This is a genomic window from Kaistella flava (ex Peng et al. 2021) (assembly GCF_015191005.1).
In the GTDB taxonomy this organism is placed as follows: Bacteria; Bacteroidota; Bacteroidia; order Flavobacteriales; family Weeksellaceae; genus Kaistella; species Kaistella flava.
The window spans coordinates 3,360,961-3,377,678 of sequence record NZ_CP040442.1 but is presented as its reverse complement, the minus strand read 5'-3'; the positions used below and the strand labels follow the sequence as shown (position 1 = coordinate 3,377,678).

General features: G+C 34.5%; 18 protein-coding genes and 1 tRNA gene. 9 read left to right on the top strand and 10 right to left on the bottom strand.

What is annotated here, in order from left to right; all coding sequences use genetic code 11:
- The first annotated feature begins 8 nt into the window (after positions 1–8).
- Entirely contained in the window at positions 9–1,463 is a 1,455-nt protein-coding gene (locus Q73A0000_RS15300) for an MFS transporter (protein WP_193811785.1), read from the top strand.
- Entirely contained in the window at positions 1,453–2,505 is a 1,053-nt protein-coding gene (locus Q73A0000_RS15295; protein WP_193811784.1) for a DUF3810 domain-containing protein, read from the top strand. Before Q73A0000_RS15300 ends, Q73A0000_RS15295 begins: the two co-directional genes overlap by 11 nt.
- A 339-nt stretch (positions 2,506–2,844) precedes the next feature.
- On the opposite strand, the gene Q73A0000_RS15290 is transcribed toward Q73A0000_RS15295, so the two are convergent.
- From Q73A0000_RS15290 to greA, 7 genes are all read right to left on the bottom strand, one after another.
- Positions 2,845–2,918: transfer RNA gene (locus tag Q73A0000_RS15290), tRNA-Met, on the bottom strand.
- Positions 2,919–2,966: 48 nt separating this feature from the next.
- Positions 2,967–4,250 carry a TlpA family protein disulfide reductase gene (locus Q73A0000_RS15285; protein ID WP_193811783.1) on the bottom strand — a complete coding sequence of 428 codons (1,284 nt, stop codon included), beginning with the start codon at positions 4,248–4,250 and terminating at the stop codon, positions 2,967–2,969.
- 65 nt (positions 4,251–4,315) lie between these two features.
- Positions 4,316–4,558: a signal peptidase gene (locus tag Q73A0000_RS15280; protein ID WP_244140757.1), complete on the bottom strand. Its 243-nt coding sequence runs from the start codon at positions 4,556–4,558 to the stop codon at positions 4,316–4,318.
- 18 nt (positions 4,559–4,576) lie between these two features.
- Complete coding sequence (locus Q73A0000_RS15275; RefSeq protein ID WP_244140756.1) at positions 4,577–6,514, bottom strand: T9SS C-terminal target domain-containing protein; 1,938 nt, start codon at positions 6,512–6,514, stop codon at positions 4,577–4,579.
- Positions 6,515–6,607: 93 nt separating this feature from the next.
- Positions 6,608–7,789 (bottom strand): ATP-dependent Clp protease ATP-binding subunit ClpX, encoded by a 1,182-nt coding sequence (clpX, locus tag Q73A0000_RS15270; protein WP_193811782.1) that lies wholly within the window; start codon positions 7,787–7,789, stop codon positions 6,608–6,610.
- Positions 7,790–7,860: 71 nt separating this feature from the next.
- On the bottom strand, positions 7,861–8,250 hold the full coding sequence (locus Q73A0000_RS15265; protein ID WP_193811781.1) for an HIT family protein: 390 nt from the start codon (positions 8,248–8,250) through the stop codon (positions 7,861–7,863).
- A gap of 139 nt (positions 8,251–8,389) precedes the next feature.
- The gene (greA, locus tag Q73A0000_RS15260) at positions 8,390–8,863 is read right to left on the bottom strand and encodes a transcription elongation factor GreA (protein WP_193811780.1); all 474 of its coding nucleotides are present in this window, start codon (positions 8,861–8,863) and stop codon (positions 8,390–8,392) included.
- Positions 8,864–8,963: 100 nt separating this feature from the next.
- On the opposite strand from greA, the gene Q73A0000_RS15255 reads away from it, so the two are divergent.
- From Q73A0000_RS15255 to Q73A0000_RS15235, 5 genes are all read left to right on the top strand, one after another.
- Positions 8,964–9,413: a hypothetical protein gene (locus Q73A0000_RS15255; RefSeq protein WP_193811779.1), complete on the top strand. Its 450-nt coding sequence runs from the start codon at positions 8,964–8,966 to the stop codon at positions 9,411–9,413.
- A 27-nt stretch (positions 9,414–9,440) separates the two neighbouring features.
- Positions 9,441–9,890: a D-aminoacyl-tRNA deacylase gene (dtd, locus tag Q73A0000_RS15250; protein WP_193811778.1), complete on the top strand. Its 450-nt coding sequence runs from the start codon at positions 9,441–9,443 to the stop codon at positions 9,888–9,890.
- A 71-nt stretch (positions 9,891–9,961) separates the two neighbouring features.
- The gene (locus tag Q73A0000_RS15245) at positions 9,962–10,468 is read left to right on the top strand and encodes a hypothetical protein (protein WP_193811777.1); all 507 of its coding nucleotides are present in this window, start codon (positions 9,962–9,964) and stop codon (positions 10,466–10,468) included.
- 12 nt (positions 10,469–10,480) lie between these two features.
- Entirely contained in the window at positions 10,481–11,263 is a 783-nt protein-coding gene (locus Q73A0000_RS15240; RefSeq protein WP_193811776.1) for an alpha/beta fold hydrolase, read from the top strand.
- A gap of 21 nt (positions 11,264–11,284) precedes the next feature.
- On the top strand, positions 11,285–11,650 hold the full coding sequence (locus tag Q73A0000_RS15235; RefSeq protein ID WP_193811775.1) for a DUF1304 domain-containing protein: 366 nt from the start codon (positions 11,285–11,287) through the stop codon (positions 11,648–11,650).
- A 24-nt stretch (positions 11,651–11,674) separates the two neighbouring features.
- Here the strand turns inward: Q73A0000_RS15235 and Q73A0000_RS15230 are convergent, their stop codons facing one another.
- Positions 11,675–12,682 (bottom strand): DHH family phosphoesterase, encoded by a 1,008-nt coding sequence (locus Q73A0000_RS15230; protein WP_193811774.1) that lies wholly within the window; start codon positions 12,680–12,682, stop codon positions 11,675–11,677.
- A gap of 287 nt (positions 12,683–12,969) precedes the next feature.
- On the opposite strand from Q73A0000_RS15230, the gene rpmH reads away from it, so the two are divergent.
- Positions 12,970–13,128, top strand: coding sequence for a 50S ribosomal protein L34 (rpmH, locus tag Q73A0000_RS15225; RefSeq protein WP_193811773.1), 159 nt, complete (start codon positions 12,970–12,972; stop codon positions 13,126–13,128).
- Between the two features lie 158 nt (positions 13,129–13,286).
- Positions 13,287–13,997, top strand: a complete 711-nt coding sequence (locus Q73A0000_RS15220) for a cell division ATP-binding protein FtsE (protein WP_193811772.1) — start codon at positions 13,287–13,289, stop codon at positions 13,995–13,997.
- Positions 13,998–14,075: 78 nt separating this feature from the next.
- Here Q73A0000_RS15220 and Q73A0000_RS15215 read toward each other — a convergent pair whose 3' ends face one another.
- Positions 14,076–15,032 (bottom strand): acetyl-CoA carboxylase carboxyltransferase subunit alpha, encoded by a 957-nt coding sequence (locus Q73A0000_RS15215; protein WP_193811771.1) that lies wholly within the window; start codon positions 15,030–15,032, stop codon positions 14,076–14,078.
- A gap of 47 nt (positions 15,033–15,079) precedes the next feature.
- Entirely contained in the window at positions 15,080–16,591 is a 1,512-nt protein-coding gene (gene gltX, locus Q73A0000_RS15210; protein ID WP_193811770.1) for a glutamate--tRNA ligase, read from the bottom strand.
- Positions 16,592–16,718 lie beyond the last annotated feature (127 nt).

The following is a 16,718-nucleotide window of genomic DNA, read 5'->3' as shown; positions in this document are numbered from 1 at the left end:
TAATAAATATGTCGACAAATTCTAATTATTCTAAACAAACCAATTGGGGTCAATTTGTACCTTTGGTAACTGTATTTTTCTTTTGGGGATTCGTTGCTGCAAGCAATGATATTTTAATCCCAGTATTTAAAAAAGCTTTTAATCTGACCCAAGGTCAAAGCCAACTGGTTTCAGTGGCATTTTATGTCGCATATACAATTGGATCATTGATTTACATGTTTATTTCTAAAGCAATAAAACAAGATGTAGTTAATAAAATCGGCTATAAAAATGGTTTAATTGTCGGCCTACTTATTTCAGCATCGGGAACTTTACTGTTTTATCCGGCAGCGAATATGGGATCTTTTCCTTTAATGATTACAGGATTATTTATTTTAGGATTGGGATTTTCACTGCAGCAAATTGTAGCAAACCCACTTGCTATTGAAGTTGGACCAACTGAAACAGGATCACAACGTCTTACCATGGCAGGAGGAATTAATAATCTGGGAACAACGATTGGACCGTTGATCGTTGCGTTTGCTATTTTCGGTTCCGCAACGGCTTCTAACACTGAGGCAAGTATTGAGTCAGTGAAAATCCCTTATATGGTTTTGGGAGGCGCTTTTATACTTGTTGCTATTTTATTGAAATTCTCATCACTTCCACAAATTACACCAACGATTACAGAGGATACAGACGATGTTGTTGCTGGTGAACACAGAGATTCTGCTTTGAAATACCCACAACTGGTATTAGGAATGATTGCCATTTTTGTTTACGTTGGAGTCGAAGTTTCTACCGCAAGTAACCTTCCCGCTTATATGGAAAACTCACTTGGTTTCTCCACAAAAGATATTGCTCCTTACGTTTCTCTATATTGGGCATCTTTAATGATTGGTAGATGGACAGGTGCTGTTGAAGCATTTGATATTACGGCGGGTTCAAAAAAGATTTTAAGATTTATCGCACCTTATTTAGCATTTGGCGTTTTTCTTTTGGTTAATGCAATTGCCCGTCACGATTTATCCCATTTCTATATTTATGGAGTGATCATTTTAGTAATGATTGTGTGTGATATTTTAAGCAAAGGAAATCCAGCAAGAATGCTACTGATATTTTCATCAATGGGAATCCTTTCCTTAATCATCGGAATGATGACCACGGGAATGACCTCAGTTTACGCTTTCACAAGTGTAGGTTTATTCTGTTCTACACTTTGGCCTTGTATCTTTGCTTTAGCAATTAATGGATTAGGAAAACACACCAATCAAGGTTCCGGTTTCTTAATTATGATGATTATGGGTGGTGGTATCGTTTCTTGGCTTCAGGGGATGCTTGCTGATTACACCAATATTCATTTTAGTTATATCGTGGGTGTTATTTGTTTCGCATATCTTGTATTTTACGCATTAAGAGTGACTAAGATATTGAAAAACCAAGGTATTAGCTTAGATCAAATTCAAAAAGAAAATGCTCATTAAAAAGAGTTGCACATATAGTAAGAAAAGATTTTGGGCAGGTTTATTACTTGCCCAATTTCTTTTGTTTTTAATTCTTTCAAAGGTTAATTATGCCATTAAAGTCTTTGAGAGTTTCTTTGAGATTCAAAAAAGAATTCATCAACAAATTTTTTTTAAAATACCGTTTTCTGTCGGTGATGTTTTCTATATTTTATTAATAATCATCTTTCTATTTTTTATTTATAAAATTATAAAAAAGAGCAGTCGAAAAAGCTATTCTTTAAAATTATTAATTCTTCTGAACATCCTTTATTTCACCTATCAACTATTTTGGGGCATGCTTTACTTTCAAAAGCCGATCCTTGAAAAGTTACCAGAAAAAGAGATTAATGTAGAGGAAGTAAAAGCCCTTGCCTTAGACTATCTTGAGCTTTGTAAACAAACGAGAACTTTAGTAAGAGAAGATCACAATGGAGTATTTATTATCTCAAACACAACGCTTATTAAAGCTGAAATACTGAGGAACCAGATGAAACTACCATTCCATTTAAATAATAAGAAAGGGACAGGAATTCTGGCCTTCAAATCGAGCTTATTTAAGCCAATTATGAGTTACACTGGGATTTTAGGTTACTACAATCCTTTTACGGCAGAAGCGCAGTATAATTCAACTCTACCGTCAACTTATATCCCATTTACGCTTTCACATGAGAGCGCGCATCAGTTAGGCTACGCAAAAGAGCAAGAAGCTAATTTCATCGGTTTTTTAATTGGCAAAGATTCGAAAAATACTGATTTGAAATACAGTACTGAATATTTTGTTTTGAAGTCTTTAGTTAATTATCTGGTTGACAAAGATGAAGAGTTTGTTAAGAATATTTTAGAACACTATTCTCCAGAAATGAAACGAGATCGACTTGCTGAAAAAGTTTTCATTAAAAAGCATGAAGGACTTTTGGATGTGTTCTTCGGCTTCACCAATGATTTATTTCTAAAAAGCAATCAACAGGATGGCAGCATCACTTACTCCTACTTCATCGACTTACTTATCCGTTATCAATGAAGAACATAAGGCACAAAAAAAAGAATCGCACCTTACGGTGCGATTCTAAAAACACAAATGATGAAAAAAAATTTATGCTTTAATCATGACAAATGCCATTCCTAAAGCGTTGTAAATATATGACTAAATTCTCTAACAACAAAGTTATTTATTATAAAATAAGTTAAGGTTTTTACAAAACCAATGATAGGAGATGAAAGCGCAGACTATTAAATAAAACTAGAAAATAGTCTCATCATTTTTTTTAAAATGAAATATCTCAAAGTAAAATTCCGGAGATCGAGTAAAATAGAATGCTATATAAAAGAAAAAGTCCAGTATAAATACTGGACTTTTTTGTAGCGAAGACGGGAATTGAACCCGTGACCTCAGGGTTATGAATCCTGCGCTCTAACCAACTGAGCTACCTCGCCTTTTTTAAGGTGGTGCAAATATAAAAATATTTTACGAGGTAGCAAAGATTAATTTAACTTTAAATAAGAAATTACGTCTGCAGCATGATCTGGCTTGGCAATAATCTTATTATTACTATCCAAAATATAGTAAGTTGGTGTCGCTTTTACATTGTAAGTATCTGCAAATGAGCTATTCCAACCTTTCAATTCAGAGTCATTAATCCAAGGCAACATTTTAACTTTATTTCCATAGGGAACAGCATCATTATCTAAAGAAAAGGCAATAACCTCTCCTTTTATGGCTTTAACCGCATTATATTTTTCAATAAGCTTTGGTAATTCACTTTCACAGTGTGAACATGTAGACGCCCAAAAGACAATAACCTTCTTATCTGCCTTCACATCGTAAAGAGATTTAGCTTTAGTATTCGTCACTCTATTGAAAACATAATTAGGAAATGTTGCTCCAATTTCTGTGTTAACGTTTGTTGCAATAGTATTTGTTAACCTTTCATTAATCGTGCATTTCAAACTCTTAGCTTCGGTAAGATACTTGTCTTTCATATCCTGCATCCCATAAGTATCAAAGATCTCAATAAGCTCAGAAAGGACTGTTTGTCCACGAGGAGTTTCTACATTAACAGCCTTAAGCAACTTATCCACATCTGCACCTAAAGTAGCACTGGATCCTGCATTTAAATACGCTACAAGAACTGGTCTCAAAAGAGAAGAGCTCTCAAGCATCTCATTTGATTTGGTCAAAAAGCTGATGATTTCGTCATGAGTTACAACACTATTTTTTGCACTCTTTTCCAAGAACTTGTTATAGTTGGTACTATAGTAAGTAACAAAAGGAAATTTACTAAGATCTGGAGTAGCCTTTGAAAGACGAAGGACTTCATTATTTAGTGCTGTTGCAAAATCACTTTTAGTCTTATAGTACTCCTGTATCTGATATAAAGCAGGCAAGATAAATTCTTTCTTTTTCTGAACATCCTGCATTTCATTCATTACATGATTTGCCTCGTCCAAATAATCAATATTGACAATCTTATCTTTCTCAGTTTCAAACTTCATTTTGACGTCTTTATTCTCTGAGATAAAATTGATGGACGCATTATTCTCCGGGAAATATAACTTCATCATCCCAGTATAAGGTTTATCGACGCTGATTTGCCACGAATTCCCTTTCTTTAGTTCTTTGCCATTAAGGACATCTTTGGAACCATTTAGCGTATAGAGATAAACTTCTTTCGGCGTAAATGAAGATGGCGCTTCTACATTGATTTTAAACTGTGCCTCGTAAGAGTTAGCAGCCAATACACTCAAAATAAATATTATTTTTTTCATAATGTAAATATAAAAAAAAACTCATTGCAAATTGAATGAGTTCTTTGTATTGTTAAAAGGTTAGTTTAGACCGTTTGTTTATTTTGCACCTTTTTAGCATAAAGAACAATGAATAAAATCGCTGCTATTGCTAAAATATAGATGTACATATCTATTGGGGAGGCTAATCCACCAGGACCAGAAGTACCACCACCATTGTTACCTCCGCCTGGAGGAGGAGAAGGTGGGCCAACTGGACCACTGTCAGCATACATAAGACTTCCTAATATTAAAAATAAAATTAAAAAGGATCTATAAAGGAATTTCATAATTTTGTGTTTTTTTTATTATCTAACTATTTTAGAACTGATTTTTTCTCCTTTCTCAGACACAGCCGTTACGATATACGCAGCGTTTGATTTAGGTAGAACAATATCAAAGTCTTTGCCTGCAGAAACACCTTTCTGTGAGATGATTTGTTTACCGCTCATGTCGTAAACATTGATATCTGCTTTTTTCCAATCGGGATCAAATCTTACCAAGAAATTGTCTGTTGATTGGCTGTAAACCACTTGAGTCCTGCTTGGCTTACTTGAAGAACCTGTTCCTAAAGTAATTGAATTTCCATAATATAAACTGTATTCATCCCCAGTTACAGGAATGATCTGGTTTTGTGCGATTTCGGCAACAACACCATTATTCCCTTTATAATAAAAACCTGTACCAGATGATAATGCATGTACATTATTATCTATTAATTCAGTATTTTCTCGAATTTCGAATTTTAAAGATTTAATGGAACCGCTATACAATGCTAAAGGAATTGCTTTTCCATAAAAATCAGTTTCATTTGCTTCATTGATATAAAGCCAGTAGGTATTAATTAAATTCATATCATACCCACCATTAATCGCATCTTCTTCATAGGTACCAATGATGCTACCACTACCTAAAGTAGTTTGGACAGTATGGTTAGATGTTTTGCCAGAAATAGCAGTTGGATATACAACATAATAGGTTCGAGCAAGCTCTTCACCATTTGCGTCTAAAGCTATAATTCCTAATTGTTTTACAGTTCCAGAAGAAACTTGTGTAGTTCCCTTTGCAGCGGTAACAGAATAATCAGTCCCACCTTGTCTCGCCGTCATTTTGAATCTACGTAATCCATCGAAATTTAATTGTCTTTCTGTTGCATCTTCATCATTGGTAGCTAATTTAATAACAAAAACCTGCATAGGTTTAATCACCACACCAACATCACCGATTGGCATATTTCCAGGATCTGTAAAATTAACAAACTGTGCATTGGTATCGTAAGTAGCACCATTTGCATCTGAAACAACATTTCCAGAATCAAACCGAATACCTCTTATTTGAACCAATTCATTTCCATCATTTGTAGTTCCCGCTTCTGTTATTCCAATAAATTTTAAATCTAGATTGGTCAGATAAGGATTCCCAAACTGATAAATATTCCGTCCGAAAGTAGGCACAGACCAAGGAGCTGAAGTATTAGTTAAATAATCCCAGTTATCTTGTAAATACGAATTATATTTTTCGTTGTAAGCATTAATTCCGTTCCCATTAGTTCCGAAAGGCGTATTCAAACCTGCATCAGTTAGCGTTTCTATCACACCGTTTGCATAAGGAACTCCTTTAATAGTATAAACAGAACCAGAAGTTGGGGCGCCAGAATCAAAATTTTTCGATCCCAACATAAAGTAGGAAGTATTCTTAGGTGTTGTTGAAGAAATATTTAAATTATCAGCAACTACATCTCTATTATTATAAACCAAAACTTCGTTTTGAGATCTACGTGTATTATTGAAAGTTTTCCCAAATTCAGTTGAAAGGGAAGAAATTAACTTATTCGAAAATGGCATTGCAATCTGCTGGTAAGTACCATGTTTCTTTGCCAAAAATTCTTTATTAACAATTGCTGTAATATTACCTTGGGTCAAACCTTGAATATAAAGTTGGCCATAAGTAGATTCAGCAATATCGGCTGGATTATTAAATCTCAAAATAAAATTTCCTCCATCCGTTTTATTACCTCCTGAAGTAGTATAAGTTCTAAGACCAGAGCCTCCTGTTCCCCCTACGACCATCACATTACCTTTAATATCGTAGATACCATTACCTTTGGTCTGAACACCACCGCCGTTATAAACTAACGCGTTCTCTCCGACATAGAATATTCCGTCGCTGTCAACGTGGCACACTACTTGTGCACTTAGTGACAAAGTCAACGTTAAAAATCCTATCGTTAATAGATTTTTTTTCATTATTATTTGTGTTTGTGTTTTTATAAAAAGAAAAAGATTGCGCTACAAAGATAGTTATTTTTTATACTTAGCAAGAAAAATCTACTAAATAACTTAAAAATGGGTGTTTTTACGGTTTATTACAACTTTCTTCTGTGCAGCAATATTGAACATGTAATCTTCAAGGACTTTTTCAGTTGTTCCGCGAAGTCCTCTTGCGCCAAGTCCCTTATCCATAGTCTCTTCTACAATACTTTCTAAGCCATCATCTGTAAACTTCAGTTCTACTCCATCCATTTTAAACAATTCTACAAACTGATTAACGATTGAGTTTTTCGGCTCTTTCATAATCCGAATCATCGTTTCTTTAGTTAACTTGTCAAGATATGTAATGATTGGAAATCTACCTAAAAGTTCTGGGATCAAACCAAATTTCCTCAAATCAATTGCATTAAGCTGACTTAAGATATATTCTTCTTCCTCAACTTTATTTAATTTTTCCGCACTGAAACCGATCGCTTGTTTATTCAATCGACGTTCAATAATTTCTTTTATACCATCAAAAGCTCCACCTGCGATAAACAGAATATTTTGCGTATTTACTTGAATGTATTTTTGATCAGGATGCTTTCTTCCACCTTGTGGCGGAACATTGACAATACTTCCTTCTAATAATTTCAATAAACCTTGCTGAACTCCTTCACCAGAAACGTCTCTGGTAATACTTGGATTATCAGATTTACGTGCAATTTTATCGATTTCATCAATAAATACAATTCCCTTTTCTGCTTTCTCTACGTCATAATCTGCTACCATTAAAAGTCGGGACAATATGCTTTCCACATCTTCACCAACGTAACCGGCTTCTGTAAGAATCGTTGCATCTACAATACAGAAAGGAACATTCAATTCTCTCGCAATCGATTTTGCCAAAAGTGTCTTTCCTGTACCAGTTTCACCAATCATGATGACATTTGATTTTTCAATCTCTACTTCACGGTTCTCATCTTTTGCATGCAATAATCTTTTATAGTGATTATATACCGCAACTGACAATTGCTTTTTTGCCTGATCCTGTCCAATGACATATTGATCCAAGAATTCCTTTATTTCTTTCGGTTTCTTTAAATCCTCAATCGTTTCTGCAGGAGAAGAACTGTGCGACGCACTTGTTTCCTTTACGATACCATGTGCCTGTTCGATGCATTCTTCGCAAATAAAACCGTTATTTCCAGAAATTAGCATTTGAACTTCATTTCGTTTTTTTCCACAAAAAGAACATTGGTTTGAATTCATATAAAATTTATAATTAAGAATAAGTTTAAAAAAATTTTGTCAAAGTACAATACTCTGACAAAAGTTGGTGTTTAAGAATTAATAATATGCTGTTGAGTTTCCCGATACTCTTCATCAGAAAATTTCAATCTTACATTTTTGAAGTTCATATCTTCCATTTTATTAATTGGAATCAAATGAATGTGCGCATGCGGAACTTCTAATCCAACAACTGCAACAGCAATCCTGCGTTCTGGAAATGCCTTCTCCATTTTTTTTGCGACAGTTTGGGCAAAACTCCAGAGGTTTTTAAAATCTTCATTCTCTAAATCGAAAATAAGATCTACTTCCTCTTTCGGAATTACCAAACAATGGCCATTAACCAAAGGCATCGCATCTAAGAAAGCCAGATGCTTATCGTCTTCTGCAATCGTGTAAGACGGAATTTCGCCTTGTACAATTTTTGTAAAAATAGAAGCCATGATAATTGTATTTAAATTAAAAACCCACGCATATGCGAGGGTACAAAATTACAAAATGTTAATAAAGGAAGCTGTTAAAAATTTGGTAATTTTTTAAGACACCTTATAACATAAGATTTTAAAAGTCTCTTTTGAATAATTATCCCAAATAGATTTCTAATATTTCAAATGAAAGTTGATTTCCGTTTGGTAAAAGAATTTCAGCACTATCGCCTACTACCTTTCCAAGTAAACCTTTTGCAATAGGAGTATTCACCGAAATTTTCCCAGCTTTTAAATCGCTTTCGTTATCTGGAACTAAAGTGAATTTCTGCTCTCCTTTCGTTGCATTATTTTTAAGACGTACGGTTGTCAGAATTGAAACTTTCGAAGTATCTAATTGTGTCTCGTCGATTACCTTTCCGTTTACAATAAGGTTTTTAAGTTTAGAAATTTTCATTTCCAACATTCCCTGTGCTTCCTTCGCCGCATCGTATTCTGCATTTTCAGAAAGATCACCCTTGTCTCTTGCCTCAGCAATCTGTACGGTAATTTTCGGTCTTTCGATGGTTTCCAGTTGCTCCAGTTCAGCTTTCATTTTATCTAATCCTACTTTGGTGACGTAACTTGACATAATATCTAATATTTAAAGTTAGTATAAAAAAATAATCCGACATTTGCCGGACAATGGTTTTTGTGTTGATTTGTTTCACAAAGATATAAATATATTTTAAATGAAAAGAAATATTTCCCACGTCTTTTTCTTAATAATTCTTCTATTTAGCATTTTAAATTTCAGCTCTTGCAGCAATCGTGAAGAGACTGTAAGCTGCTTCCCAAGCACGCCGATCAATGTAGTTTTAAACCTTAATCTTCCCACTTATTTTACACTACAAAACGTGGGTGGATGGATTTACATCAACGAACAACAATCCGGCACGCGAGGTTTAATTATAGTGAGAACAACCACCGGATTTAAAGTTTATGATCGAAACGCTCCTCATATTTGCCCCGATTCCAATACGACTTTAAGTGTTGAGAATGATATCAAAATCGTTTGTCCGAAAGATGGCGCAGAATGGATTACGATCACAGGCGAACCGACGAAAATTTCTCAAGTTCCGCCAAAAACATATCCTTACAGTTACGATACCTACACCAAAATTTTATCTGTTTACTATTAATCAAATGTTCACTTCTATCCTTTAAAAATGAAAGCAGTTATCCAAAGAGTTTCTGAAGCACATGTAAAAGTTGATGGCGAAATCGTCGGCGAAATTGCGAATGGTTTACTTTTATTAATCGGAGTTGATGAAGAAGATGAACAAACCGATGCCGATTGGTTGATTCAAAAAATATTAAACTTGAGGATTTTCGGAGACGAAGAAGGAAAACTCAATTTATCTGTTTTGAATATTTCCGGCGAAATTCTTTGTATTAGCCAGTTTACTTTAATCGCTGATTATAAAAAAGGAAACAGACCTTCTTTTATTAAAGCAGCTAAGCCAGAAAAGGCAATACCTTTATTTGAGTATTTTAAAGCGGAGATTGCAAAATCCAATTTAAAAATGGAAAGCGGAATCTTCGGCGCAGACATGAAAGTTTCTTTACTCAATGATGGACCAGTAACCATCGTCATGGATTCTAAAACGAAACTTTAAACTAAATTTTCTTCTACTTTAAAAACAACTCTTATTTTTAATTAAATTTGAGCATCCCATTATTATTAAAAATGAAGAAAATCATCCTTATTATTTCTGCCATCCTACTTTTATCCTGTTCTAAAAAAGAGACAGAAAACATCAACGTGATTTCTGCTGAAGCAAAAAAAATAGAATCAATCAATGTTGAACGTCAAAAACTGAACGACAGTATTGCCATTAGAAATCAACAGAACATTTTCAAGGATCTTAGCGGAAAGCATCAACTAAAATTTGCCTCAGATGAGACATCATCATTTTCAGGAACCGCAATCTTCGAAAAAATCGGCAGAGATTTATATACCTTATCCGGAAATGCCAAATCAGGAAATAATTCTTTAGAAATACAAGGAACGGTAAAAAAAGTTTCAGAAAAACATCTTAATTTTGAAGGAATAATAAGTCAAAAAATAAACGGAACCGTTTATAAAAGAACTAAAAAAACCACTTTTTTCGATGAAGGAAAAGGGAAATTCTGGAGGTTACAAAACAAAATAAATGGTTCGGGATTTGTTGATTACATCGATATCTATTTTTAAAAAATATCAATCATGTTAAATTACGAAATATCCGGCAGCGGAAAAGAAACTCTTGTTTTACTCCATGGTTTTATGGAAAACCTGACCATTTGGGATGATATGGATTTTCATCTTTCTGAGAAATTCACTCTAATTAAAATCGATTTGCCTGGACATGGCTTATCTAAAGTTTATGATGAAGTACATACCATGGAATTGATGGCAAGCGAAGTGAAAAAAGTAACAGATTCTTTAAACATCGGAAAGTTTCATTTGCTTGGTCATTCGATGGGCGGCTACGCAACTTTGGCATTTGCTGATCAGTTTCCAGAGGTTTTGAAAAGTATTACTCTATTTTTCTCCTCTTACTTCGCTGATGATGCAGAGAAAAAAGAGCAAAGACAGAAAAGTTTAAGAATCATCAAAGAAGCTTTTCCTGCTTACGTGAATGCCGGAGTTCCTAATTTATTTAATCCAAATGAAAAAGATTTTCTGGAAGGTAAAATAGACCACGCCAAAAAAATCGCACTTTCTACAAACAATAATGGCGTTCTCGCTGCCGTAAAAGGAATGATTGAACGAACCAATAAAACTTCTGTACTAGAAAGTTTCGACGGTAAAGTTTTAGTTATTGCCGGAAAACATGACAGCGCTGTCAAAACAAATTTAATTCTCAATCATCTTCCAGATAAAACAAATATTAAATCTTACCTCTTGGATTGCGGACATAACGGACATTGGGAAAAGCCAATTATTTGTGCAGAAATCATCAATACAGAATTATTGCATAATCTTCCGAAGCATCTCCTTTTCTAATTTTAAAAATTCAAAACTTCCATGGAAATTATTGCAAAGATATTAGTCGCTATAATTGCTCTCGAGCATCTTTACATTCTATATATGGAAATGTTTGCATGGGAAACGCTGGGTAAAAAAACGTTCAAAGGAGCTTTGAAAGACGAACTCTTTACGCCCACCAAAACTTTAGCCGCAAATCAAGGATTGTATAATGGATTTTTATCGGCCGGATTGATTTGGTCTTTATTTATTTCTAACGAAGAATGGTCAAAATATGTAGCACTATTTTTTCTAGGCTGCGTGATTATTGCTGGAATTTATGGTGCTTTAACTGCTTCGAAGAAAATATTTTTCGTTCAAGCTTTACCTGCGATTGTAGCTTTACTATTTGTTTTATTGAAATAGCTCAAACTTCTTTAGTACGTTAATTTAAAATTCTTCCTGCTCAATTTTCTCTTTAAAATCTACGATGGTTTCCTCAATAGATTTCATATACTTTCCACCGGCAGCGTTGATGTGTCCACCTCCGTTAAAATATTTTCTAGAAAACTGATTAACATCAACATCTTCTTTAGAACGGAAAGAAATTTTGATAAAATCATCATATAAATCTTCCATGAAAAATGCGGCAACTTGAGTTCCCATAATACTCAGCCCGTAATTCACGAAACCTTCAGTATCTCCTTTTTGGAAACCGAATTCTTTTAACTCATCACGTTTTAACCATAGAATTGCAACTTTTCCGTCTTTCACCACTTCTATTCTTCCTAAAATTAAAGCTAAAAGATGCAATCTCGAAACGGTATTGGTGTCCCAAGTATTTGAAGTTATCATTGCAGGATCTGCACCTTTTTCTATTAAATTAGCGGTAATCCTATGCGTGGTCGCACTGGTAGAACGGAAACGGAAACCTCCAGTATCCGTCATAATCCCAGTATAAAGACATTCTGCAATATCTTTATTGACCAAATTCTCTTCATTCAATTCCTGGATAAAATGATAAATCATTTGCGATGTTGCCGGAATGGTAACGTCTGAATAGATATAATCAAAGTTATCAGGTTGCTGATGATGGTCAATTAATATTTTCTTTGCTCTGGCTTTTTCCAGCCAAGGTCCAACCAAATTTCCACTTCGGTGTGAAGCGTTAAAATCTAACACAAAAATAACATCTGCATTATAAATCGCTTCTCCGGCTTGCTTTCTTTTATAGTCAGCAATAATAATTTGTTTGGATTCCGGCATCCATTTCAAAAACTTCGGAAAATCGTTAGGAACAATTACGTCAGCTTCTAAACCCTTTTGTTTCAGAAAATGTTTTAATCCCAAACTAGACCCGATTGCATCACCATCAGGATTATAATGCGTAATGATCACTATTTTATGATCAGGTGTTAAAAGCTTTTGAATCTCTGAAATTTCGGATGGACTAAACATTTATTGGGATATTTTTTACAACAGCAAAGATAGGTTTTGTTTTTATTTTAGGAAACTCACCGTTATAAAAAAGGGGATTAATAAAATTATATTATTGCTATAAAATGTTCTTAATCTAGTACAAATAGGTTATTTTTGCAACCTCAATTATAATAGAGACGATTTACCTTTAAAGAACAATCACATTTTCTTTAGAAAATTTTAAAAGATTGTTTGCAGTAAATAAAAAGTTTCCTATATTTGCAATCTGAAAAATAAGATAAAGTTTTTACTTAAAAATATAAGCAATGAGCAAGAGAACATTCCAACCATCTGAAAGAAAGAAAAGAAACAAACACGGTTTCCGTTTAAGAATGGCAACACCTAACGGCCGAAGAATATTGGCTGCAAGAAGAGCAAAAGGCAGAAAGAGTTTAACTGTAAGTGCTCAGCGCGCTAAGAGATAATCTCAGGAATTATCATAACAGATTATGCTTGAAAAGTTATTTTTCAAGCATTTTTCGTTGTTAAAATTTGCTAAAGTGTGCGCTCAAAAGAAAGATTTTTTTTACTTTTGAGCAGCTAATGCAGCGCACTCATTTCATCAATTACAATTAAACACGATATGCCACATACTTATCAGGAAGGTCAAGATGTAATTCATCTGAAAAATGCAAAAATTGCACAGAAGAATTTCACCGTACTCAATGAAGTTAACCTCAATATTAAAAAAGGAAGATTCTGTTATCTTATCGGGAAAACAGGTTCGGGAAAAAGTTCATTGTTGAAAACACTTTACGGACATATTCCACTAAGTTCCGGACAAGGACATATTGCAGGATTTGATTTGGCTAAATTGAGACAGTCAGACATTCCTAATTTAAGAAGAAAGCTGGGAATCGTTTTTCAAGACTTTCAATTATTACCAGACAGAACGGTTGAAAAGAATTTAAAATTCGTTCTTGAAGCAACTGGCTGGAATGATAAAACCAAAATGGATGACCGCATCAACGAGGTTTTGGCAAGTGTAGGAATGAAATCCAAGAAACACAAAATGCCGCATGAACTTTCTGGAGGTGAGCAACAACGTATCGCAATCGCCAGAGCACTTTTAAATCATCCAGAATTGATTTTAGCAGATGAGCCAACTGGAAATCTAGATCCGGAAACTTCTAACGAAATTATGACCTTATTAAAGCAAGTTGCTTTTGAAAATAATTCAGCAGTCGTAATGGCAACTCACGATTATCACATGATTCAAAACTTCCCCGGAGAAGCAATCCGATGTGAAGACGGAAAAGTAACGGTTTTAAATACCGCCGAACTTTTCGAATAATTGACCAATCATTTCAAAACATAAAAAATCCTGTAATTACTTACAGGATTTTCTTTTTATTATCTGGATGTGTAATTCTTAACCTTTGAATTGGCCCATCGCAATAAATTTATCTTGTCTTTGGGTTTCTAATTCTTTACCGGTGAATTTAGAAAACGCTTTGATGTTTTGAAGAATAGAAGCCTTCAAATGATCATAAGCAACTTGTGGCTCATAATGAGCTCCACCAAGTGGTTCTTCAACAATACCATCAATAAATTTCTCTCTCAAAGCATCAGCAGGAGTTAATTTCAATGCATTGGCTGCATCTTCTTTATGATCCCAGTTTCTCCAAAGAATTGAAGAACAGCTTTCTGGTGCAATTACCGTGTACCAAGTATTCTCAAGCATGTATACTTTATTTCCTACACCAATTCCTAACGCTCCACCACTCGCTCCTTCGCCAATGATATACACGAAAATCGGAGTTTTAAGCATCGTCATTTCAAAAATATTTCTAGCGATTGCTTCACCTTGTCCGCGCTCTTCAGCTTCTAAACCTGGATAAGCACCGGGTGTATCAATGAATGAAATTACAGGAATATGAAATTTCTCTGCCAGTTTCATCAATCGCAACGCTTTTCGGTAACCTTCAGGATTACTCATTCCAAATCTTCGGAATTGTCTTTCCTTCGTAGTTCTCCCTTTTTGAGTTCCGATAATCATCACTCTCTGTCCGTCGATGGTCGCTAAACCACCAATCATTGCCGGATCATCAGCGAAATTTCTATCTCCGTGAAGTTCAAGGAAACTGTCTTTATCAGTTACTCCTTTAATAAAATCTAAAGTATAAGGGCGATCTGGATGACGAGAAAGTTGTACTCTCTGCCACGGCGTAAGATTATGATAAATCTCTTTTTTCTTTTCTATAATTTTATCTTCGATTTGCGAGCAGGCGAGTTTTACATCTACACCACTTTCTTCGCCCACCAGTGAACAGGTTTGATACTGATCCATCAGGTCTTTTATCGGAAGTTCAAAGCTTAAGTATTCCATTTCTGTTATTAAAATTATCCTTCAAATTTACTAAAAATTAAAGAAAGTTATTGGATATTATTTACTGCATTTTTAATTCTGGCGATAGTCTCTTCTTTTCCAAGGATTTGCATAATATCCGGAACGTCTGGACCTTTCAATTCACCAACTAAAGCCAGACGAAGAGGCATCATTACTTTGCCCATTCCCAATCCTTTGCTTTCTGCAAAATCATGAATATCTTGTTTTAAAGCTTCTGGTTCGAAAACTGAATCCTGTAACTTTAAAGAAAATTCGTTCATTACTTCTGCTGCGGCTTCATTCCAAGCTTTCTTCACAGCTTTCTCATCATATTGAGTTGGTGCTTCGAAAAAGAATTTCCCGTCATTATAAATGTCTTTTGCAAAAGTTGCTCTTTCTTTCATTAATGAAATGATTTGCAATAATTGAGCATCACTTGAATTCGCAAGATTGATTCCATCAACATTCTTTAAAAATCCTAAAACTTCTTCGTCAGATTTTGAAATTAAATATTCGTGGTTAAACCATTCTGCTTTTTCTTTATTGAATCTTGCTCCAGCTTTATGAACTTTATTTAAATCAAATTCAGCAACCATTTCTTCTAAAGTCAAAATCTCTCTATCGTTTGCAGGACTCCAACCCAAAAGCGCTACCATATTGATAAACGCATCTGGAAGATAACCTTCTTCACGATATCCTTTTGAAACATTTCCAGTTTCAGGATCTTTAAAATTTAATGGAAATACCGGGAATCCGAATTTATCACCATCTCTTTTACTTAATTTTCCTTTTCCTTCTGGTTTTAGAATTAATGATAAATGGGCAAATTCTGGTTTCTCCCAACCCATTGCTTCGTACAATAAATAATGTAAACCTAAAGAAGGAAGCCATTCTTCGCCACGAATAACGTGCGAAATTTCCATTTCGTGATCATCAACGATATTGGCAAAATGGTAAGTCGGCATTCCGTCGTTCTTTATCAAAACTTTATCATCTAAAGTATTGGTATTCACTGAAGATTTTCCGCGGATAATATCTTCCAGATTTAAAACCCGATCCACCGGCATTTTGAAACGCACAACGTACGGAACTTTTTCATCTACTAATTTTTGAACTTCTTCTTTTGAAAGGGTCAAAGAGTTTTTTAATCGGTTTCTGGTAATATAATTATAGGCGAAAACGTCACCGTTTTGTTCAAATTCTTTACGAACCTCATCGAGTTCTTCAGTAGTATCGAAAGCAATATAGGCGTAATCAGTTTTTAGTAGTTCAACTAAATGTTTATCATAAATATCCCGTCTTTCCGATTGTCGGTATGGCGCAAATTTTCCACCATGCTTTGGACTTTCATCAGGAATGATTCCACACCATTCCAGCGCCTCCATAATATACTCTTCCGCACCTTCTACATATCTCGCAGTATCAGTATCTTCTATTCTTAAGATGAATTCACCACCCAGATTCTTCGCAAAAAGATAATCATACAAAGCAGTTCTTACTCCTCCTAAATGTAAAGGTCCTGTTGGACTTGGTGCAAAACGCACTCTTACTTTGCTCATTTCCTTGAAATTTTAAGTTGCAAATTTAAAGAAAAAATCGCGGTTTCATCTGTTTATTTTTATTGCTTTGAATGATCAGATGGAACACTTAGTCAATTATTTCTCCTGTATATCGTAATCTGACAGG